This window comes from Salirhabdus salicampi (assembly GCF_024259515.1).
Lineage (GTDB): Bacteria > Bacillota > Bacilli > Bacillales > Alkalibacillaceae > Salirhabdus_A > Salirhabdus_A salicampi.
Map to the genome: position 1 here is coordinate 52,762 of NZ_JANBWE010000005.1, position 23,150 is coordinate 75,911.

Consider the following 23,150-nt stretch of genomic DNA (forward strand, 5'->3'; position numbering starts at 1 on the left):
GCAGATCATAAGGATCTGCTTATTTTTCATGTGAAGATATATTTGTTGTATACATTGAGTAATATCAAGAACTATGAGTCCAACCGTCGAAATAAATGAAAAAAGATTTATTGAAAACGTTTTCGCAGGGTGGTATAGTTTTTGGTAGAAAGTGTTGAATTATTCTTAAAATATGAAAAACTATTAGCGTTGTAAATTAAGCAATTATGAAATTATGAAAGGGGCATCATATGGATAGTAGAGTAAAAGCAGTTATTTTTGACTTGGATGGGGTTATTACAGATACTGCAGAGTTTCATTACGTTGCATGGGGAAATCTAGCCTCCTCACTCGGAATATCTTTTGACCGTGAATTTAATGAGAACTTAAAAGGCATCAGTCGAATGGAATCATTAGAAAAAATACTTAAATATGGCCAAAAGGCAAATGAATTCACCCTTGAACAAAAACAAGAGTTAGCCTATAAGAAAAATGAGTATTACAAACAGTTGATAAAGCAAGTTACTCCCGCTCACATATTGCCCGGTATTAAGGAACTAATAGAGGAACTGAAAAGAAATAATCTTAAATTAGCAGTAGCTTCTGCAAGCAAAAATGCTACGACAATCTTAACAAGTTTAGGCTTATTAGATTATTTTGATTACATTGTCGATGTAGAGAAAATCAAGAACGGGAAACCTGATCCTGAAATCTTTTTAAATGCAGCCAAACATTTAGATGTTCCGAAAGAAAATTGTATAGGAGTTGAGGATGCAGCAGCAGGAGTTGAAGCGATAAAAGCAGCCTCAATGTTTGCTGTAGGTGTAGGCCAACGAGAAATCTTATCGAGGGCGGATTTGGTTGTTAATAGTACAGTTGAATTGACATATTCGAAGTTGATAAAAGCTTTCATAGAATGTCAAAATAGTTTGACGAGTTAACGTAATCTTGTTAAAATGAAAACGTTAACAAAAACGTTTTTGTAATAGAATAGGGTGAAGAAGTTGACGTCTATAAAAGATATTGCCAGGTTAGCAGGAGTATCAATTTCAACTGTTTCTAGAACATTGAATAATTATTCTGATGTTAAGCCAGAAACAAAGGAAAAAGTTATAAAAATTGCTGAGGAACTAAACTATTTTCCAAATGCGGTTGCAAAGAGTTTAGTTCAGAAGAAGACGCATACAATTGGCGTGTTTTTCGGAAATAACATGAACTTAGGATTTGACCATCCATTTTTTTTGGATATCATTTCCGCTGTTCGAGAGGTAGTTGGTAATGCCGGTTATGACCTTATTATTTTTACAAATAAAAATAAAGAGAGAGCAACATATACGACACTATGTCGAGAGAGAAGTGTCGATGGCGTTGTCCTTCTATTAACCGGTGAAGGTAAGAAGAAGAACGAGCAGTTTATTGAACTTCAGGAAAGTGGCATACCGTGTATTGCGATCGATTTACCACTAAAGGGCGACAAATGTACCTATGTGGAATCGGATAACTATTTTGGTTCAAAGTTAGCAATGGAGCATTTAGCTAATTTAGGGCATCAAGTCATAGCATTTATTGGTGGGGATGAAATTAGTAAGACGAGTTATGATCGTTTAAGAGCATATCAAGATTCAATGATGGAATATGGGATTGGTTATAATCCTAATCTTGTCTACTTAGGGTATTTTTCTAAGGGAATTGCTCAAAAGGCTACAAAGGAACTTATGAGACAGAGGCCTGATATTACGGCTTTTTTTGTAGCAAGTGATGAAATGGCCATAACTGTTATAGAAACATTAAAAGCATTGGGAAAAAACGTTCCAAATGATGTCTCCGTTGTAGGCTTTGATGATATACGAGAGGCGAGCTTTTGTACTCCGCCGTTAACTACAGTGAAGCAAAACAAACACGACATTGGAAGTGAGGCAGCGAAAATGCTGTTAGAAATCATTGAAAAGAGCGACATAAAACCGAAGCCGAAAACATTAGATTGTGATCTCGTTATAAGAGATTCTACTGCTCCACCAAAATAGGATATTTTTTTTAACTCATACCAAAAACGTTTTCGGGTAGTTGGGTGTATCTGCAAATAGATGACAATAAGCAGCAAGGGGAAATACAAACAAATAGTGGAAAAGTTTATTTTAGGGGGATGTGTGAACCATGCAAAAGGGTGTACCAAAACAAGAAGTTAGCCCCTTTGAAGAGGGTGTATCAAAAAAGAAAACGAGTTCCTTTAAGAAAGGCGAAGCTAGATTAGGTTATTTATTAATCGCACCTGCACTTATACTTATCGTTGCAATTATTTTTTATCCGGTTATATACAACATTTGGTTAAGTCTTCACGAAGTGTCATTGAACCCGAACCGACCTAATACATTTGTTGGGTTGCAAAATTATATTAACTTAATTACGGACAGCTCTTTCTGGCATTCCGTTTGGATTACCATAATTTTCACAGTATTGACTGTAGCAGGGGCAACAATTGTTGGCTTAGCTGTAGCCCTCCTTTTAAATAATTCGTTTAAAGGAAGAGGATTTGTACGATCTGTTGTGTTGTTACCATATGTTGCTCCACTAATCTCAGTAGTTTTTGTGTGGCAATATATGTTTAATCCGGTATACGGAATGGTCAATTATACTCTTGGTGAAAAGTTAGGAATCATGAGTCAAAGTATTGATTGGTTAAACGATCCGACAGCAGCTTTATGGTTAGTTATCATCTTTGACATTTGGCATCTATTTCCATTCTCATTCATGATGATTTTAGCGAAGCTTCAATCAATAGACAAATCATTGTATGAGGCAGCAGAGATTGATGGGGCTAATTTATGGCATAAAATACGCCATGTTACACTGCCTGAATTAACGTTAGTATTAGGATCACTAGTTATCCTTCGCTTTATTTGGAATTTCTACAAGTTTGATGAAATCTATTTATTAACAAAACAAGTACCGGTAGTAGGAGTTTACACATATCAGACAGCATTTGCTACCTACGACCATGGTTTAGCTGCAGCAATTACTGCAACGTTATTTATCATTGTGATGGGATTTGTCTTAGTGGCAGTTAGGAGGGTATTAAAATGGTAACGAAAAATAAAAAAATAAACCGAATTATCCTTTATTGCTTAATTACACTTACCGTTGTGACAACTGTATTTCCATTCCTTGTCATGTTAAGTACGTCCCTGAAAACGGGTCAGGAAGCTACGTCAACGACACCAACATTGTTACCAAAAGATATCACATTTGAACACTTTATAGATGTGTTAAATCCAGCGGTATTCCCGTTTTGGTCATATTTTTCAAACAGTATGATTATTTCCCTCTCTACAGCGTTTTTAGCAGTTGTTATTGGCACTTTAGGGGCATATAGTTTTGCAAGACTAGAGTATAAGGGTAGAGGAGCATTCCAAAAAGGGGTTCTTATGATTTACATGTTTTCAGGAATTCTATTAGTCGTTCCATTGTTCCAAATGATTACATCAGTTAATCTTTATGACACAAAACTTTCTTTAGTCATAACATACCTCGTCCTAACAATGCCTGTTGCACTGTATATGCTAGGAAACTATTTTAGAACAATACCTATTTCACTGGAAGAAGCAGCGATGATTGACGGCTTAAGCAGATTTAAAGTAATTTTTAAAATCGTTATTCCGTTGTCTATTCCTGCAATCGCTTCCGTATTTATATACGTGTTCATGATATCGTGGAATGAATATTTATTTGCGTCCGTATTTATTACTTCTGAAGAAAACATGACACTACCTATTGGGTTGAGTCACTTATTCCATACAAAACACTATGTATGGGGAAGAATGATGGCAGCTTCACTATTAACCGCCGTTCCAGTTGTTGTTCTATTCGGATTGTTAGAAAAATATTTTACCGGTGGTTTAACGGAAGGTGGAGTAAAGGAATAGGTTGTTTCTTCATTTCTTTTATAAGACGAGTTATGGGAGAAGTAAACTTTTTTACAAACGAACACTACTTAAAAGGCAATAGGGGGATTTATGATGTACGAACAATTAGTAGCGGTTGCACCTAGGAAAGCAGAGATATTACCGTATGAAGATAGGGAGATACAACCAAATGAGGTGAGGGTGAAAATCAAATACGCCTCCCCGAAACATGGATCTGAGTTAGCTGATTTTCGCGGTGAAACCCCATTTTTAAATGAATACTTCGATTCGGAATGGAATCTATTCATGAAACGAGAGCAGCCAGGTGAAGGTGTTAAATTCGGCGAGTGGAATCTAGGTAACCAATGGGTTGGAGAAATTATTGAAGTTGGGTCTGAAGTAAAAGACTACCAACTTGGAGATACAGTTTGTAGTTATGGAGGAATTCGTGAGACACATATTGTAAACGCAGTCGATAACCATCGTCTCCTGAATGTGCCTGAAAATATGTCATGGAAAAATGCTGTTTGTTATGACCCAGCTCAGTTTGCATTAGGAGGAGTTCGGGATAGCGGATTCCGTCCAGGTGATCGAGTTGCAGTAATCGGACTTGGCGCTATTGGCCAACTTGCTGCACAGATGGTGAAGAAAGCAGGGGCCAGCTATGTTGCAGTTGTAGACCCAATCGAAGTTCGCCGAGAAGCAGCTTTAAAAGCTGGTGCAGATGTGGCATTCGATTCTATCAAGGATGATGTTGGATTTGAACTAAAAAAAGCAACAGACAGAATGGGTGTAGATATTATCATTGAGACTAGCGCAAACCAATATGCCCTTCAAGATTCATTACGAGGTCTTGCATATGGAGGAACGATTGCCTTTGTAGGATGGGCTAGAGAATTTAGAGCTGGTTTAAACCTTGGCCGGGAAGCACATTTTAACAACGCTAAGATTGTTTTCTCCCGTGCTGCAAGCGAACCGAACCCTGATTATCCACGTTGGAACCGACGTCGTATTGAAGAGGTAAGCTGGGAAATGCTTAGTAATGGAACACTAAATTGTGAATACATTGTTTCTCCAGTTGTACCATTTCAAGAATCAGCGAAAGCTTATTGCGAGTATGTTGATCATCACCCAGAGAAAAGTATCAAATTGGGAGTTACGTTTCAGAAATAGAATAGCTTAACTGACTTTGGAAACATCATAGAATGATATTAAAAGTCTAGAAAAAAAGAGGGATATCATGAAATTAGCTACACAAGATAAACCGTTTTTTCCTGAAAGTTTAAAAGAGAAGCTAGAATATATAAAATCGATTGGATTTGAAGGATTTGAAATCGATGGAAAGCTCTTGCTGGAACGTTTTGATGAGGTACAGAGAGCAAGCGAAGCAACAGGTGTACCGATTATTGCAGCGTGCGGTGGATATGAAGGTTGGATTGGTGATTTTGATGAGGCTAAACGGAAAAACGGTCTTTCGGAAATTAAGGATATATTAAGGAAGCTTGGAAAGTTGGGGGGGCAGGGCATTGTCGTACCAGCGGCCTGGGGAATGTTCTCAAAACGACTTCCACCTATGGTTCCACCACGTTCTGATGAAGAGGATCGAAGGATTCTAATAGAATCCTTAAGCCAGTTAAATGAAGTGGCAATAGAAACAGGAACATACGTGTATTTAGAACCTCTTAACCGCTACGAGGACCATATGATTAATACACTAGAGGTTGCTTCTAGCTTAATTGAAGAAGGAAACTTCTCAAATGTGAAAATTATCGCTGATTTTTATCATATGAACATTGAGGAACCTATTATCGCTGAAAGTTTAAAGCGTGAAAAGAAATACTTAGGTCATGTTCATATCGCGGATAGTCATCGGTATCAGCCGGGGCACGGACATTTAGATTTCATTTCCGGATTTAGCGCTCTTCAGGAAATCGGCTATAACGGTTATATGACATTTGAATGTCGTGTACTAGGCGAAGATGAACGAAAGCTATACACTCAATCTATTCGCTATATTAAAGAATGTATTGAAAAAAGTAGAGCTAAGTAATAAATAGACGATGTTAAAAAACCTAGTGAGGGTTGTGTGCAAATGCAATCCCCACTTTTTACAGGGACAAGCTGGAGCATTTCTATCATGGTTAATGTCTAATATCTTTTTTTGTGTACGGAAACTGAGCCTTCCCCTTAACGAATGTCCCCATTTTCAGGAGGGAAAAAGAATGAAAAAATTACGCGTCGGAATTATCGGACCTGGGCAAATAGCACAGACAGCTCACATTCCGAATTATGTAAAGCGCCCGAACGAAGTTGAAGTAGTTGCACTAGTTGGTACTTCTAAACATAAAGCAAATCAAATCGCTAATCAAATGGACATACCGTATGCTTTTGATGATGTACAAGAAATGCTGGATACATGTGACCTTGATGCTGTAAGTATTTGTACACCTAACAAATATCATAAAGAAGCTGCCATTTTAGCTTTACAAGCAGGTTGTCACGTATTTTGTGAAAAGCCGCCAGCTATTTCGGTGCAAGAAGCCATAGAAATGGAAGAGGCGGCAAAAGACTTTGGTAAAGTTCTTACTTTCAACTTACACTATCGGCATAGTTCCGAAGTTGAAATGATGAAAAGATTTATTGGTGAAGGAGAACTTGGTGAAATATATTCCGCTCGTGTACATGCACTGCGAAGAAGGGGAATTCCAGGTTGGGGTGTTTTCACAAATAAAGATATACAAGGTGGAGGTCCGTTAATTGATATCGGTATCCATATGCTTGATGTAGCCTTATATTTGATGGACTATCCACAACCAGAAAGTATTTTAGCCGCAACCCATCAACGAATTGGTACGAAAGAGGGGGTTGGCTTGATGGGGGATTGGGATCCTGTTAAATTCTCCGTTGAAGATGCAGCAATGGGGATGATTCGTTTTGAGAATGGAGCATCACTTATTCTCGAAACATCCTTCGCTTTGAACATGAAAAGCAAGTCAAAGATGAACGTGGAATTATTTGGTGACAAAGGGGGAGCAAATGTGTTTCCCCCAACGATTTATCAGGAAAAACATGGTGCTTTAGTAGATATTGATATTCCATTTTTGCCGGACATAAATAAATATGAGAAGGCAATCAATGATTTTATTGATAGTTGTATAGGGAAAAAGGAGCCGCTGATAACGGCCAGACAAGGTGTTATGTTACAGAAAATCATTCATTCATTTTATCAATCAGCAGAAACGGGAAATGCTATTAACTTTAAAAAGATATAGGGGAGCCATTGTATGCTTAGTTACAACCTTGGGAGTGGTGAAAATAGAAACTGGGTCATAGCTGAAACAGAGTTTAACTCAAGCTTATTAGGTAAGTGCGAAACCATTATGGCTTTAGGCAACGGTTATATGGGAGTTAGATCTTCAACGGAAGAATCATATGTAAAACAAACGCGTAATTTGTTCGTCGCCGGTACGTTTAATAGATTCGATCAGACGGAACCATCAGAATTGCCTAATACAGCAGATGTTACGGCACTGGAGATCAACCTAAACGGCGAACAGTTTTCATTGGATAAAGGTACAATACATCGTTATTACCGTTATTTACATTTAAAAACCGGAGAATTAGTGCGTGTTGTGGATTGGGAAAGTCCTAAGAAAGAACGGTTTGAGTTAACGTTTAGAAGATTTATTTCCCTTAAAAATTTACATTTAATAGGTATGAGAGTGGATATAAAACCTTTATCTGAAAAAGCGAATATACAAGTAACATCGGGCATTAATGGACAAATGACGAATTCTGGTGCCCAACATTTCCACGAAGGTGAGAAGCGAATTTTTGATAAAAAATTCCTACAACTGATTCAAACAACAACAGAAACGAATATCGATTTTGTAATTAATGCGACACATCGTTTAAAAATGAATCATGAAGAGATCGACCTTTCACCCCAAATGTCACTAGGAAGGAGAAGGGTAGATTTACAGTATAGCGCAACAGTTGCAAAAGATAAAACATATACAGTGGAAAAACTTTCCACTGTCCATACAAGCCGGGACAGTCAAATAGATTCCCGTTCGTATGACCTGGAAGAACTTAGAAAATTATCTTTAGATGGTATACAAAAAGCACGTGCAGTAGGATATGAACAACTATTTGAGGAAAGTAAAAGTGAATGGTTAAAGTACTGGAACCAAGTGGATATTCAAATTAATAGTGAAAATGAAATTGATCAACTTGCTGTCCGATTTGCCTCGTATCATCTATTAATCATGACCCCACATCATGATTCAAGGTTTGGAATTGGTGCGAAAGGACTAACGGGAGAAGGATATAAAGGTCATTCCTTTTGGGACTCTGAAATCTTTATTCTTCCGTACTTTCTCTATACGAAGCCAGAAATTGCCCGTTCGTTGCTGGAATATCGTTATCACACTATTGATGGAGCAAGAAAAAAGGCGAAAGATAACGGCTACGATGGCGCGATGTATCCGTGGGAATCTGCTTTCACAGGAGAAGAAGAAACACCTTTATGGGCAGCGGTTAATATTTTAACAGGAAAAGCAACGAAAGTTTGGTCAGGGATTATTGAACAACATATTACCGCTGATATTGCTTTTGCGGTTTGGAATTATTACACCGCAACACAGGATGTTGACTTTATGAATAAGTACGGTAGTGAGATTTTGTTTGAAACAGCAACATTCTGGGCTAGCCGAGTTGAATGGGACGACGGAAAAGAACAGTATATCATTACAGATGTAGTTGGCCCTGATGAATATAAAGAGCATGTTGATAACAATGCCTTCACAAATTACTTAGCACATTGGACCATTCAAACAGCCATTAGACATTACGACGAATGTAAAACAAATCGAAAAAACGTATTTGAGCGCCTAAATGACAAATTATCATTAGAAGAGAAATATAAGAAATGGAAACAGGCTGTGGATCATATTTATTTACCTGTACCTAGAGAATCAGACAACTTAATTCCGCAGGATGACACATATTTATCAAAGCCAATCATTGATATTACAAAGTATAAGACGGATTCAGCAGTACAAACAATTTTGCAAGATTTCAGCCGAGAACAAGTGATAGATATGCAGGTTTCAAAGCAAGCAGACGTTGTAATGTTACTTTATCTACTAGGTGATCGTTTTTCAGATTACGTAAAAAAAGTAAATTTAGACTATTATGAATCAAGAACAATCCACGATTCTTCATTAAGCATGGCCGTTCACAGTATCGTTGCAGCAAATGTAGGTGATGTGAAGGATGCCTATGAATATTTTACAAAGGCTTCTTTAATCGATCTTGGCGAAAACATGGAATCATCTGATGCTGGAGTCCATGCCGCATCCTTAGGTGGAATATGGAAAGCAGTTGTGTTCGGTTTTGCTGGCATAAAGCTAACTAGTGAAGTACTAATGATTAAGCCCAATCTTCCAGAACAATGGAATAGTATAACCATTCCAATTTACTGGAGAGGTGACCGATTAACCGTTGAACTTACTTTGAACTCGATCATGATAAGAAACGAAACCGGTAACAACCCAAGTTTACCGATAGAGTTCAATGGAACAAGGTTTAGTTTGCAAGATGTTATTGAACTTAGGAAAGTAGGGAAAGGTATATGAAAATCGTAATAGCACCCGACTCATTTAAAGAATGTATGTCGGCTCAAAAAGCATCAATAACGATGAAGGAAGCTGTACGTAAGGTCCTCCCAAACTCTGATGTTTCAATGCTCCCTGTTGCAGACGGTGGAGAAGGGACGTTAGAAGTTCTAACATATGCAACCAACGGTAAAATCTATGAAACAACTGTTACCGGTCCATTAGGGGAAGAGGTAACAGCACGCTATTCTATTTTAGGGGATAAAAAAACTGCTGTTGTAGAAATGGCAGAGGCGAGTGGCTTACATTTAGTACCGCTTGAAAAGAGAAACCCGCTTTTAACGACTACCTTTGGTACTGGTGAACTGATGAAGGCAGCGTTACAACATAATATCGAACATTTAATCGTGACAATTGGTGGAAGTTCGACAAACGATTGTGGTGTTGGCATGTTGCAAGCCATTGGCGCAAAGATTACTGATGATGAAGGAGTCGACATTACATTCGGTGGGGGATCACTCGATCAAGTTGCTCACATTGACTTAAGTCAAATTGATTCCAAAATGAATCAAGTTACTTTGTCTGTTGCTTGTGATGTCAATAATCCCTTAACTGGTGAAAATGGTGCAAGCTATGTTTTTGGACCACAAAAAGGTGCTACCCCTGAAATGGTTGAGCTATTAGATCGCAATATATCCCACTTCTCTTTGGTTGTAAAAAAAGCTACAGGTATCGATATAGGCTATAAGCGTGGGTCTGGAGCAGCAGGTGGATTAGGTGCAGCACTTCTTATGTGTGGGGGAAAGCTTAAGCGCGGTATTGATTTAGTATTAGATGCACTACAATTCGATGACCAGATTGTAGGAGCGAGCTACATTTTCACGGGTGAAGGGAGAATTGATAACCAGACACCTGATGGAAAAGTGATCGCAGGAATTGTACAGCGAGCATCAAAAATGAATATCCCTGTTATTGCTTTTGGGGGCTCGGTTGCAAGAGGATATGAGCCACTATATGAACAGGGGTTACTATCTGTACACAGCATCACACAAGGACCATGTTCACTGGAACAAGCATTACAAAAAGGTAGAGATAATTTATCGCATACAGTTCAAAATGTTATGAGGGTAATAGCTGGAAATCCGTAAAAACAATTTATATGATGCATCAAAAAAATCTACCTATTTATTAGGAGGCTGGCAAATGAATATTACGATGAGAAAGAGTATAGAAGATAAGCTTCAACTATTGTATGGAGATAGAAGTGAAGAAGTTTATAAAGGGATCGAAAAAGTAATAGAAAAATACGTTAACCGTAGTTCTTCTGAGAAACCATGGGTAACAGAAAATGATGTGATGCTCATCACCTATGGAGACTCTATTAAAGAAACGGGGAAGGCTCCGTTGCAGACGCTGAGGGAATTTTTGGTGAAATATGCGAATGATACATTAACAGCAGTTCATATTTTACCCTTCTATCCTTACACATCTGATGATGGGTTTTCAGTTACTGATTACCGTGAAATTAATCCTGACTTAGGTTCATGGGAGGACGTAAATGAATTAGCGGAACATTTCGATTTAATGTTCGATGCAGTCATTAATCATATATCTAAAAGTAGTGAATGGTTTCAAGGCTACTTGAACGGGGACCCTAAGTACAAGGACTATTTTATTGAAGCTGACCCTTCGCTCGATTATAGCCAAGTTACTAGACCACGGGCATTACCGTTACTGACACCTTTCGAAACAAGCCGGGGTGTTAAGCATGTATGGACAACATTTAGCGAAGACCAGATTGACTTAAACTTTAAAAATCCCGACGTACTGCTTGAAATTCTTGATATTTTAAGTATGTATGCTACGAACGGTGCACGTTTCCTTCGCTTAGATGCAATAGGCTTCATGTGGAAAAAACAAGGGACGACTTGTATGCACCTTGAAGAAACACATGCCTTAATTAAACTCATTCGAGAGGTTCTAGAAATTAGTGCACCTGGAACGATACTGATTACAGAAACAAATGTACCTCATAAGGATAACATTAGTTACTTTGGAAATGGGTATGATGAAGCCCAAATGGTATACCAATTTCCACTTCCGCCATTAACACTATTTTCCTTTTTGACCGGAAATGCCCGAAAACTTTCAGAATGGGCTGCAAGTCTTGAACCAACGACTGAAGCGACATCTTTTTTTAATTTCTTATCATCCCATGATGGGGTTGGGATGCGCCCGACTGAAGGTATACTCACTTCCGAAGAAAAGCAGTACATGGTTGATAAGACACTAGAGAGTGGAGGACAAGTTTCATATAAGGATAACGGAGATGGTACAAAGAGCCCTTATGAATTAAATATTAATTATTTAGATGCGTTAGCAGGACTGGAGGAAGATGACAACGTAAGAGTTGATAAATCTTTGGCTGCCCATACCATTTTATTATCTGTTATCGGCGTACCTGGTATATATGTTCATAGTTTACTTGGCTCACGAAACTACTACAAAGGTGTTGAAGAGTCAGGTATTAACCGACGTATCAACCGTGAAAAGCTTGACCTCGATGAATTAGTCAAAGAGTTGGAAAGCGATTCTCTTCGTCACAAGATCTTTTGTAATATGTCAGATCGGATTAAACTTAGAAGAACACAAAAAGCATTTAGTCCAAATGCATCACAAGAAGTACTGTTTCTTGATGACCGTCTGTTTTCTATTGTACGTCATAATGAGGAAACAGGAGATAAAATTACTGTTCTCGTAAATGTATCCAACGAACAAGTATCACTATCAAATGCTAGTATACAAGGGAAAGACATTATTAGTGGCCGAAATGTAAAAGGCAAACTAGTGATCAATCCGTACCAAGCTATGTGGATTCAGTAGAATTAGTGGCATCTAAAATAGTGTCCTACTCCAGTTAACTTTTTCGACAATTCTAGCAATTATGATATTGACTTGAAAGCGTTTTCCTTATATAATGAAAGCGGTTAAACCAAAAACGTTTTCGTTGATTTAACTAGGTTGGTGATAGAACTATCCGTTCTATCCAAATGAGATTTAGATAGAGAAGAGGGGATATAAGGGGATCTTTAACTTCAATATTATTAATCAAGTTGAATTCATTCTAGTTTTTATTTCATTCTGTTTTTTTACGAAAAACCAAAAACGTTTTTGTATAAGGTGAAAGGGGAGAAAGTTACATTGAAAAAGATATTAGGAGCAGGGATATTTGCTTTATCATTGTTGGGTCTAACTGCATGTGGTGGAAATTCAGGAAGCCAAGGCGACGAAGTAGAAATTCAATATTGGCACATGAATGTTGAGGAAGAGCGTGTAGAAGTCATTAAAGATATCATTGCAGGGTTTGAAGAGGAAAATCCAGGAATTACAGTGAAACAAGTACCAATCGTTGAGGGAGATTATCCAACAAAGATCTCTGCAGCATTAGGTGCTAACCAAATGCCTGCATTGTTAGAGGCAGGAGTTGATACTTCTTTACTACTAGGTGAGGAAGAAGTAGTTGAAACTGGAATACATGAAGACATCATTAATGATTTTGGAAAAGATGATTTCTTCCAAGGTACATTAGATCTTGTTGAATCTCCAGCAGGGGACGGATATTACGGTGTACCATTCTATGGATGGGTACAAGGTGTTTGGTATAGAAAAGATATTTTTGAAGCAAATGGTTTAGAGGCACCAAATACTTGGGAAAATATTTTAACAGCTGCTAAGACGTTACATGATCCTGATAATAAAAAGTACGGTATTGTAATAGGTACACAACAAGACGAATTTGCTGAACAAGTATTTAGTCAATTCGCTTTATCAAACAATGCGAATGTATTTGATAGCGATGGAAATGTAAGTTTTGATTCACCAGCAATGATTGAGGCACTAGAATACTATAAAGATCTTGCGGAATTGACACCTCCAGGTGCTGAAACATGGAGAGAAGCGAAGGATTTATACTTAGCAGAAAATACTTCAATGGTTATGTATTCTTCTTACCTAATGGGCGCGTTAGTTGATGCAGATTTGGCAAATGAAACTGGATTCGCTACACCTGAAAACTTACAGCCTGCAACGTTCGGCCAAATTACATCTTTAACGATTCCAAATACAGTTAGTGATGAGGAAAAAGAAGCGGCTAAGAAATTTGTAAACTATGTTTTAGAGGAAGAAAACTATATTAAGTATCTTCATATGTCTCCAGGTGGGCAAAACCCAACTAGAGCATCTATCGCGGAAGCGCCAGAGTATGTTGACAATGAGGTCTTAAATGCATACGGTGAAGAATCTGCAGTTATCGCATCCGGACTTGAAAACTTACAGCGTTTTGGATTCCAAGACGGAATTCTTTACCCATCAATGGGTGATATCTCAGCAAAACTCATTGTAGGTGAAGCGATATTTAACATGACTCAGCAGGATGCAAGTCCTAAAGAAGTTGCCGAAAAAGCGCAACAAAAGATGGAGGATACTGTTAATTAAACTTATGAAGTCTATATAGAAAAGGCAGGTTCTAATACTAGAACCTGTCTTCCTTTGTTAAGGAGAGATTGAAGGAGGGAACAGGATGCCAATCTACTATCATAAACAAGACAATATCTTTCACATTCAGTCTAAAGGTATGAGCTATATCATCAAAGTATTAGATGGGTTTCCCGTTCATTTGTATTGGGGAAAACGGTTGGAGGACCAAAGCAATTTTTCGTATTTGATTGACCCCATGCGTAGTGAAACAATTGATCGCTTACCCCAAGAGTATCCGCAGTATGGCAGTGGAGATTTTAGGCATCCTGCATATCAAGTACAACTTAAAGACGGAAGCCGTATCACTGAACTTATTTATAAAGGATATCGAATATTTCAAGGAAAACCTTCGTTAGAGGGTTTACCATCTACATACGTTGAGGATAAGCAGGAAGCCCAAACTATACAACTTGAATTGTTAGATGAATATAGTGGGCTTTTCGTAGTGTTATATTATACCGTTTACGAAGATGAGAATGTCGTTACGAGATCAGCAAGATTAATCAATAACGGGAACGGAGACGTGCAAATATTACGCGCACTGTCGGCTAGCCTTGATTTCCATGATCCTGATTATGAAATGATTTATTTATCAGGTGCTTCTAGACGGGAAAGACATATACAAAGAAAGGCTATTGCCCCGGGTAGTGTGAGTATTGAAAGCAGACGAGGGAATGCGAGCAGCCACCATCTTAACCCTTTCTTTGCAATGGTTCGTCCTCATACAACGGAGGATTATGGGGATGCTTTTGGCTTTAGCTTAATTTATAGTGGGAGTTTTAGGGCAGAGATCGAAGTGGATCCGTTTTTTACAACTAGAGCCTCAATCGGTATTAATCCCTTTGATTTTTCGTGGTTACTACACAAGGGGGAGAGTTTTCAAACACCAGAAGTTGTGATGGTGTATTCCTCTGAAGGAATAGGTGATATGTCTAGAACTTATCACAGATTATATCGTAATCGGTTATGTCGTGGAGTTCACAAAGATAACGAACGGCCGATTCTCGTCAATAATTGGGAAGCGACCTACTTCGACTTTGACGAAGATAAAATATTGTCTATAGCAAAAACGGGAAAAGAATTAGGGTTAGAATTGCTCGTTTTAGATGATGGTTGGTTTGGAGAACGTAATGATGATACAAGCTCACTAGGTGATTGGTTTGAAAATAAAGTGAAGCTGCCGAATGGCTTAAAGCATTTGGCAAAACAAGTAAATGAACAGGGACTACAATTTGGTTTATGGTTTGAACCTGAGATGATCTCCCCTAATAGTGAGCTTTACCGTAAACATCCGGATTGGTGTATTCATGTGCCGGGCCGAAGGAGAACGGAATTTCGCAACCAGTTAGTACTTGACTACTCGAGACAGGATGTTCGAGATTATATTTTTACATCCTTGGCTAACATTTTTAAAACAGTACCAATTTCTTACGTGAAGTGGGATATGAATCGTAATTTGATGGAGGTAGGATCTGCTGACCATCCTGTTACTCAGCAACAAGAAATAGGTCATCGTTATATTCTAGGACTTTATGATTTACTTGAAAAGATTACAAATACCTTCCCTCATATATTGTTTGAAGGATGTGCAGGGGGAGGGGGACGATTTGACCCAGGTATGTTACATTACATGCCGCAAATTTGGGCTAGTGATAACACTGATGCGGTGGAACGATTAAAAATTCAATATGGAACTAGTATTGTTTATCCGGTGAGCACAATGGGTTCACATGTTTCAGCTGTACCGAATCACCAGGTAAATCGGATAACTCCCCTAAAAACACGGGGTGATGTCGCTATGTCAGGAAACTTTGGTTATGAGTTAGATCTAACTCTCTTTACTCCAGAGGAAAAAGAAATTGTAAAGAACCAAGTGGAACTATATAAGGAAATACGTTTATTAGTTCAGAGTGGGGAAATGTATCGATTGAAAAGTCCTTTTGAAGGAAACGAAACGGCTTGGATGTTTGTATCGAATGATCAAAAAGAAGCAATCGTTTTCTATTCGAAAGTATTAGCCGAAGCTAACTTACTTCCAAAGGACCGGCTAAAATTAAAAGGTTTAAAACCTTCATTAATATATCAAGTAGATGGTATAAATAATGACTATTTAGGAGACCAATTATTGTATGCAGGATTACCAATCCCCCAATTAAAAGGAGACTTTCAAAGCATGATGTTTTGCTTGAAAAGTCTTTCATAGTGATGGATATAATTGAAATATGGAAGGACAATCTCGATGTATACCGGGATTGTTCTTTTTGTTCGTTAGCAAACTGAGATTATCCGTACTAAGTAAGTGCGGAATACTGTTGATCCTTCTGGATAAAAAGATTCATAAATGTTCTTTTTAGAGAATATGATTGAATTATCATTGTCCTATACCTATACAAATGAGTAACAATTCGTGGGAAATGAATGTGATATGTGCATGATTATGCTAAATATTTTATAAACAGTGATATAGTCCTAAGACTAACTTCGTATATCGTAGAAGATAATAAACAAATGTGGACTAAAGGCGAGTATTTTTGTCAAAATAAAAGTTTTTGTAACGATAGGTTAGGTGAACTGTATTAAATGTGCATAAACAGAAAATAATTCCCAGTTATAGTTGTATATTCAATTTCGTATTTTCTGAAAATTATGGGACAATGTGAATAGAACGACATAAATATTTGGGAGGAGATTTACTTACAATGAAGAAATTATTTTTCTTACTTTTCGCTATTGTTCCGTTTGGAATCCTAGCAGCTTGTGGGACAAGTACTAGCGGTGATGGTGATGGTGATGGCTCAAATAATGGGGATGGGAATGGAAATGGTGAAGAAGAAGTACCAACATACTCTGTCGCGACAGATGCTAACTTCCAGCCATTTGAATACAAAAATCCAGACACAGGTGAAATGGAAGGTTTCGATATTGATTTAATGAGAGCTATAGCTGAAGAAGCAGGTTTTAATGTTGAATTTGAAACAATGGAATTTGATGGTCTGCTAGCTTCTATGCGTACAGGTAAAAACGATATTGGAATTGCAGGAATTTCAATTACAGAAGAACGTAAAGAGTACATTGATTTCTCTGATAAATATTATGATTCCGGTCTAATCTTGGCTGTTCCAGTTGACTCTGATGTTCAGTCAATTGAAGATGTTGACGGCCTTAAAGTTGGTGCACGTCAAGGTTCAACAAGTAACGACTATTTAAAAGAAAATACAGATGCCGAAGTTTCAGCATATCCAGAAATTGTTACAGCTTACATGGATCTTCAACGTGGTCGTCTAGACGCTGTGCTTTATGACTTACCGAACGTTCAATACTATATTAAAGAAAATGCTTCTGACGAGTTAAAAACAGTCGGGGACGTATTGGAAGGACAGCCATATGGTATTGCTACACCAAAAGGATCTGATTTAGTTGGTCCTATTAACGAAGCTTTAGCTACGTTGAAAGAAAATGGTAAGTATGCGGAAATCTATGAAAAATGGTTTGGAACACAACCACCACAATAAAAAAGTACAGCGAAGTTATAACAAATCAAGCGTAACAAGTTGAGGCTTGTTACGCTATTTTATTAAGGAGAGGTTTACTGAATGATAGAAACATTCATAGATAGTGCTTTTGTGAAAAGTTTGCCTTATTTGTTTGAGGGATTAAAGATAACAGTTAGTATTACAGCAATCGGTCTGTTTTTCGGTATGATTATCGGTGCGATGGCAGGGTTAGGAAAACTATCAAAAATAAAATTTGTTCGCAACTTTTGGTCTATTTATGTTGAGGTTGTACGGGGTACACCAATTCTGGCGCAAGCTCTTTTCTTATATTACGGTATTTCGGATATAGGAATAGATATTAGCTCATTTACCGCCGGTGTCATTGCCATTGCAGTAAACGCTGGTGCATACATTGCAGAAATTGTCCGTGGAGCAGTATATTCTATCGATAAAGGGCAGCGTGAGGCAGGAAGATCTTTAGGGCTTTCTGAACGTCAAACAATGCGCTTTATTATTTGGCCGCAAGCATTTAAGCGGATGATACCGCCTCTAGGTAACCAGTTCATTATTAGTTTGAAGGATACGTCTGTATTCTCGGTTATCGCTGTACACGATATTATCTTTATGGGTAAAGAATATTGGAACGCAACATTTGAAATATTTGAGACGCTTGTAATGGTTTGTTTACTTTATTTATGTGTTACGATTCCATCCGCACTCTTTTTGAACAGATTAGAAAGGAAGATGGATGTTAAATGATTACAGTAAAAGATTTACACAAGTCGTTCGGTGATTTAGAAGTTTTGAAGGGAATCGATGCTGAAATTAAAGAACAAGAAGTTGTATGTGTTATTGGCCCATCCGGTTCCGGAAAAAGTACATTTCTTAGATGTTTAAATCTACTGGAGGAGATTACTTCTGGTAGCGTTACAATTGATGGTGAAGAGTTGACAGATCCATCTACAAACATTAACGAACTACGTACGAAAGTAGGAATGGTTTTCCAACACTTCAACCTATTCCCTCACAAAACAGTCTTGCAAAATATTACGTTAGCACCTGTAAAAGTAAAAGGGCTTTCAGAAGAAGAGGCAAAAGAAGTTGCCCTGCCTTTACTTGCTAAGGTTGGGCTGGCTGATAAAGCTGATGCCTATCCTGATAGCTTATCAGGTGGGCAAAAACAACGTGTTGCAATTGCTCGGGCACTTGCCATGAACCCGAAAGTCATGCTTTTTGATGAACCGACATCTGCCCTTGATCCAGAGTTAGTTGGAGATGTGCTAGAAGTTATGAAAGACTTAGCAAAAGAGGGTATGACAATGGTAGTTGTTACCCATGAGATGGGCTTCGCTCGTGAAGTGGGGGACCGTGTCTTGTTTATGGATGAAGGTGTAGTGATGGAGGAAGGAGATCCAGAGCAAATCTTTGAAAATCCACAAGATCCTCGTACTCAATCCTTCTTAAGTAAAATTCTATAATAATAGCTTATAAAAAATCCCCTGTGTTGTACTGCCAAAAGGTAAGATTAAATTCTCGCTTTTGGGTCTACAGTACATAAAGGGGATCTTTTTATTTCTCTCTATATATAAAGGCTTTATACAGTTTCTTCTATCATTTCATCATAATGACCTTCGTTAGGTTGTTGATGGATAAGTGTTAATAATTGTATGAACGTTAATGGTAAGAAACTCGAGTGATATGCTATATATTTTGGCTCCCACGTACATGCAAACTTGTCCTTGAAACGTTTTAGTCCTTTAAAGTTATATCGTTTATTACTCTTTTCATAAATGAAGTGTAATAACTTCTCATAATAACTTGCGTTTGCGTCTGTACCCACGTTTGTAAGTGGAGCCATTCCTAAACTGCACTGTTCAAAGTCTTTTTCTTTTGCCCATTTAAAGATATGAACGAATAATGCCTCCATCGTTCCATTTGGACTGTGAGGGGTTTTACGCATTAAATCTATGCTTATCTTTTTACGATAATTTGTAGCTAAAGTAGCGAAAGCCACGATATCACCATTTGGGTCGGTTATAATCCCTAATGGAAAATGTGAAATATAATCCTCTGAAAAGAACGCTACTGAAAAGCTCTTTTCTTGCCTGCTTCCTAACCATTGTTGCGATATGCTCCTTAATTGGGCGATCGTTTTTTCTGAATAGGGTGGTTCCATAATTTGAAAGGAATACCCACTTCGATTTAACTTATTTAATGCTGTACGCAAATTTCCTTTACTTTTCCCACGTAAAGAAAAATGATGAAGATTCACGATTGCTTCTTCCCCAATTTTTATAACACGATAACCAGTTTCAAGGTAATGTGGTATAAACTGCTGGCTTACTTGGTAGAAGAATACGTTACACCCATTTTTTTGACTATATGTTATAAACTGTTTAATACCTTCATAAAAGAAGAGCGGGTCACCTAGGGGGTCTCCTAATACAAAAAGTTTTTTTCCAATGCGTTTATATAGAATGAGTACTTTTCGTTGTGGATCCCAAAAAAACTCTTTATCTTTAAGAAAACTAAGATGTGATACATGGTTTCCGCCGTATTTCTTTAGGAATGATTTCAGTGATTGGATATCCTTGTCGTTAACAGGGGATAACTCCTTGTTATTCCATAGTCTAATCATGGTCGATGTAGTCTCCTCCTCAAATATCACCTTTATAAAGATAGCACAATATAGTTCCAAAGGAAAAGGGACTTTTTTATCGGATAATAATTACTATAAAATCAATAAGAAAGAGATAATCTTCTCTTTTAAATTAAATAGAAATGGGAAATGTAATTAAAGGGTACAAAAAAGAGTTAAGGGGATTCAACATGGCGGAAAAAGTTGCAATTATTACGGATATTCACGGTAATTATAATGCGTTAAAAGCGGTCTTACATGACATTAATAAGGATGAAGATATAGTTCATATTTATTGTTTAGGTGATTTAATTGGAATTGGTCATGAAACAAATGAAGTTCTCTCATTATTGTCCGTACAAAAGAACATTTCCTTTGTGGCTGGTAACCATGATCAAGCAATTTTAAATATTTTTGCGGGTAAGGAACCTGGAAGTAAGGGAGAAGAAAAAGAACACCATAAATGGATTGCTTCCCGGTTAGATCCTGCTTACCTACCGATGCTATCTGGTCTTTCGCAAAAGTTATACGCAAATCATAATGGGAAAACGTTTTATTTTACCCATTACCATGTAAATGAACGGGGTGATTTTTTACCCGTCGATCAAACCCCTTCAGTAAATAAATTAGATGAGTTGTACCGGGAGTCAACCGCGGACATCGTTTGTTTTGGCCACCATCACGTTGTTCATCATTTTAAATCGAAAGAACGGCTGTATGTAAATCCAAGCTCATTAGGATGTAATCATAAGCCGTTAGCACCATACGGAGTTGTTGAATTAGGAGCATTTGGGAATATAAATATATCGTTTCGAGAAGTACCATATGACAATAAAGACTTTTTACTCTCATACGAGCGCTTAAATGTTCCTGGGAAGGAATTTATTTTAGAAGTTTTTTACGGAAACCAACATTTGCGATATATATAGCAAAAGACAACCTCTTTCAAACTCCGTGGAAGAGGTCGTCAGACTATTCATCGTCTTCAACTAAGGGATACACACCGTTTCGTCGTGAACCTCTTTCCCGGTCAAAGGTGGATTGAATGCGCAAACCATGCGCATATCATGTTTATCTAGGGCATATATTTTACCTGCTGAAATCACAAAAAGCACCTTACCACTGACAATGTCTCGACTTCACCTTCCCCTTTTATACAATAAAACATCTTCATGGTGGCTTTGATACCAAAGCTCTCTCCTAAATAAAAATCATGCTCAATTTATAGAAAATTCTGGTTCTTTACCTTATAATAGTTTGAAATACCTTTGAATAAATACGGTAAGTAAAGGAGACTTCAATTCGTGTTACATAAAAAAGACGATTTATATCATAATTTAATGGCTGATTTCGATTACACATTAAATCATTCAGGTGTATCCGGTAATAGAGTGGCTTCCCGTCTGAATGAGTTATCCTTAATCGGTAAAACAGAGTACGGTGGGTCTTATCGTGTAGGATTTTCTGCTAAAGAAGCTGAAGCGAAAAATAAAGTAATAGATTGGATGAAAGAAGCGGGGTTAGCCGTAACGACTGATGGTGCGGGCAATGTTTTTGGTAGATTAGAAGGAAAAAATCAGTCACTACCTCTCCTGATGTCTGGTTCACACGTAGATAGCGTTCCAAATGGAGGGCATTTTGATGGGCCGTTAGGTGTATTAGCAGCATTAGAAGTAGTTGAAGCGTGGAAAGAAACTGGCTATACACCAGAACGCACGGTTGAAGTTGTGATTTTTACAGATGAGGAAGGGGCACGCTTCAATGGTGGGTTGTTAGGAAGTCAGGCCTTTACTGGGCAAAATGATAAAGAAACGATAACAAAGTTAACAGATACAGAGGGGAAATCTTTCTCTGAGGTTCTAGATGAAATTGGCTTAACAGAAGAAGAATTCTTTCAATCCGAACGGGATCTAACGAAGATAGAAGCTTTTATAGAAGTTCACATTGAACAAGGGAAACGCTTGGAAAAAGAGCAACTCCCTGTTGGTATCGTAACAGGTATTGCTGGACCTTGTTGGTTATCTATGAACTTTAAAGGACAAGCAGGTCATGCTGGAAATACCCCCATGGATGAAAGATGTGACGCCCTCGTTGCTGCCGGAAAGTTTGTAAGTGAGATTCATAATCTACCTCCACGAGTTAGTTCAACGGCAGTAGCAACTGTTGGAAAATTGAACGTCAAACCAAATGGGGTAAATGTAATTCCAGGTGAAGTGGACTTAACGGTTGATATTCGTGATATCCATGAGAATACACGTGATCAACTTGTTGGGTTAATAACCGATGCAGCACAAAGTGTTGCCAAGAAGTACGGCATAAACGTTGCATGGAATGAAACCGTACGAGTTGATCCGTTGTTAATACGAAAGGATCTACAACAAAAGTTAGATGCATCGATTGTGGCAAATGGCATAGAACCTTTCTATTTACCGAGTGGAGCAGGTCATGATGCAATGGTCGTTGGGAGAAAAATTCCATCTGCCATGTTGTTTGTGCAAAGTAAAGATGGTATTAGTCATAACCCGGCAGAATGGTCTTCCTTGAACGATTGTGTTCAGACGATCCATGTTTTAAAACACTTCATAGAAAACTACTAATGATTCATATACGCTGTGCCTAGAATAGGTACGGCGTTTTTCTATATAAATGGTTTCAAGTCATGGTGACCTACATCTATTTTAAAATGGAATTTTATTTCATTCTATAATAATTACCATCATCCTAGAATGAAAAATATGTTAAAATAAAAATAGTGAATATGTACTAGAAATATATAAAATATAGAAAGAAATAAAATAATGGTACGATAAAGGCAAACTTGTCGAAAGATGAGGACGCAAAGCCTCAGGTCTAAAGCGGAAGCTAAGATGGCTGGGTTACCGTAGGGAAAGAGAAGTGACTCCCTTTGCGGGCATTACTTCTCTTTTCATATTTTCATTAACGTTCTGAGCTTTGTCTATCATTGTTTTTTATGAATATATTTAGA

General features: G+C 37.7%; 18 protein-coding genes, 1 pseudogene and 1 riboswitch. Of the genes and pseudogenes, 17 read left to right on the top strand and 2 right to left on the bottom strand.

Annotated elements, in window-relative coordinates:
• The first annotated feature begins 230 nt into the window (after window positions 1-230).
• From pgmB to NLW78_RS13655, 15 genes are all read left to right on the top strand, one after another.
• Window positions 231-920, top strand: coding sequence for a beta-phosphoglucomutase (gene pgmB, locus NLW78_RS13585; protein WP_254497698.1), 690 nt, complete (start codon window positions 231-233; stop codon window positions 918-920).
• A 63-nt stretch (window positions 921-983) separates the two neighbouring features.
• The gene (locus NLW78_RS13590) at window positions 984-2,003 is read left to right on the top strand and encodes a LacI family DNA-binding transcriptional regulator (RefSeq protein ID WP_254497699.1); all 1,020 of its coding nucleotides are present in this window, start codon (window positions 984-986) and stop codon (window positions 2,001-2,003) included.
• A 130-nt stretch (window positions 2,004-2,133) separates the two neighbouring features.
• Window positions 2,134-3,063, top strand: a complete 930-nt coding sequence (locus tag NLW78_RS13595; RefSeq protein WP_254497700.1) for a carbohydrate ABC transporter permease — start codon at window positions 2,134-2,136, stop codon at window positions 3,061-3,063.
• Complete coding sequence (locus NLW78_RS13600; RefSeq protein ID WP_254497701.1) at window positions 3,057-3,899, top strand: carbohydrate ABC transporter permease; 843 nt, start codon at window positions 3,057-3,059, stop codon at window positions 3,897-3,899. The genes NLW78_RS13595 and NLW78_RS13600 overlap by 7 nt, the downstream gene beginning before the upstream one ends.
• A 93-nt stretch (window positions 3,900-3,992) precedes the next feature.
• The gene (locus NLW78_RS13605) at window positions 3,993-5,051 is read left to right on the top strand and encodes a zinc-binding dehydrogenase (protein WP_254497703.1); all 1,059 of its coding nucleotides are present in this window, start codon (window positions 3,993-3,995) and stop codon (window positions 5,049-5,051) included.
• Window positions 5,052-5,118: 67 nt separating this feature from the next.
• Window positions 5,119-5,928, top strand: a complete 810-nt coding sequence (locus tag NLW78_RS13610; protein WP_254497704.1) for a sugar phosphate isomerase/epimerase family protein — start codon at window positions 5,119-5,121, stop codon at window positions 5,926-5,928.
• 172 nt (window positions 5,929-6,100) lie between these two features.
• The gene (locus NLW78_RS13615) at window positions 6,101-7,150 is read left to right on the top strand and encodes a Gfo/Idh/MocA family protein (RefSeq protein ID WP_254497705.1); all 1,050 of its coding nucleotides are present in this window, start codon (window positions 6,101-6,103) and stop codon (window positions 7,148-7,150) included.
• Between the two features lie 12 nt (window positions 7,151-7,162).
• Window positions 7,163-9,517, top strand: coding sequence for a glycoside hydrolase family 65 protein (locus tag NLW78_RS13620; RefSeq protein WP_254497706.1), 2,355 nt, complete (start codon window positions 7,163-7,165; stop codon window positions 9,515-9,517).
• Window positions 9,514-10,644, top strand: coding sequence for a glycerate kinase (locus NLW78_RS13625; RefSeq protein ID WP_254497708.1), 1,131 nt, complete (start codon window positions 9,514-9,516; stop codon window positions 10,642-10,644). Before NLW78_RS13620 ends, NLW78_RS13625 begins: the two co-directional genes overlap by 4 nt.
• 55 nt (window positions 10,645-10,699) lie before the next feature.
• The gene (locus NLW78_RS13630; RefSeq protein WP_254497709.1) at window positions 10,700-12,379 is read left to right on the top strand and encodes a sugar phosphorylase; all 1,680 of its coding nucleotides are present in this window, start codon (window positions 10,700-10,702) and stop codon (window positions 12,377-12,379) included.
• 318 nt (window positions 12,380-12,697) lie between these two features.
• Entirely contained in the window at window positions 12,698-13,990 is a 1,293-nt protein-coding gene (locus NLW78_RS13635) for an ABC transporter substrate-binding protein (protein ID WP_254497710.1), read from the top strand.
• An 85-nt stretch (window positions 13,991-14,075) separates the two neighbouring features.
• Window positions 14,076-16,235, top strand: a complete 2,160-nt coding sequence (locus NLW78_RS13640; RefSeq protein ID WP_254497711.1) for an alpha-galactosidase — start codon at window positions 14,076-14,078, stop codon at window positions 16,233-16,235.
• A gap of 496 nt (window positions 16,236-16,731) precedes the next feature.
• On the top strand, window positions 16,732-17,544 hold the full coding sequence (locus tag NLW78_RS13645; RefSeq protein WP_254497712.1) for a transporter substrate-binding domain-containing protein: 813 nt from the start codon (window positions 16,732-16,734) through the stop codon (window positions 17,542-17,544).
• Window positions 17,545-17,625: 81 nt separating this feature from the next.
• Window positions 17,626-18,285 carry an amino acid ABC transporter permease gene (locus tag NLW78_RS13650; RefSeq protein ID WP_254497713.1) on the top strand — a complete coding sequence of 220 codons (660 nt, stop codon included), beginning with the start codon at window positions 17,626-17,628 and terminating at the stop codon, window positions 18,283-18,285.
• Window positions 18,282-19,004 carry an amino acid ABC transporter ATP-binding protein gene (locus NLW78_RS13655; RefSeq protein WP_254497714.1) on the top strand — a complete coding sequence of 241 codons (723 nt, stop codon included), beginning with the start codon at window positions 18,282-18,284 and terminating at the stop codon, window positions 19,002-19,004. Before NLW78_RS13650 ends, NLW78_RS13655 begins: the two co-directional genes overlap by 4 nt.
• 116 nt (window positions 19,005-19,120) lie before the next feature.
• Here NLW78_RS13655 and NLW78_RS13660 read toward each other — a convergent pair whose 3' ends face one another.
• Window positions 19,121-20,164, bottom strand: coding sequence for a phosphatidylglycerol lysyltransferase domain-containing protein (locus tag NLW78_RS13660; protein ID WP_254497715.1), 1,044 nt, complete (start codon window positions 20,162-20,164; stop codon window positions 19,121-19,123).
• Window positions 20,165-20,355: 191 nt separating this feature from the next.
• On the opposite strand from NLW78_RS13660, the gene NLW78_RS13665 reads away from it, so the two are divergent.
• Complete coding sequence (locus NLW78_RS13665) at window positions 20,356-21,093, top strand: metallophosphoesterase family protein (protein WP_254497716.1); 738 nt, start codon at window positions 20,356-20,358, stop codon at window positions 21,091-21,093.
• Window positions 21,094-21,136: 43 nt separating this feature from the next.
• Here NLW78_RS13665 and NLW78_RS13670 read toward each other — a convergent pair.
• A pseudogene (locus NLW78_RS13670) lies at window positions 21,137-21,357 on the bottom strand (ectoine synthase); the annotation flags it as partial.
• A gap of 147 nt (window positions 21,358-21,504) precedes the next feature.
• On the opposite strand from NLW78_RS13670, the gene NLW78_RS13675 reads away from it, so the two are divergent.
• A complete protein-coding gene (locus tag NLW78_RS13675; protein WP_254497821.1) occupies window positions 21,505-22,761 on the top strand; it encodes a M20 family metallo-hydrolase in 1,257 nt (418 codons plus the stop codon).
• A 204-nt stretch (window positions 22,762-22,965) separates the two neighbouring features.
• Window positions 22,966-23,048, top strand: a riboswitch (cyclic di-GMP riboswitch).
• Window positions 23,049-23,150 lie beyond the last annotated feature (102 nt).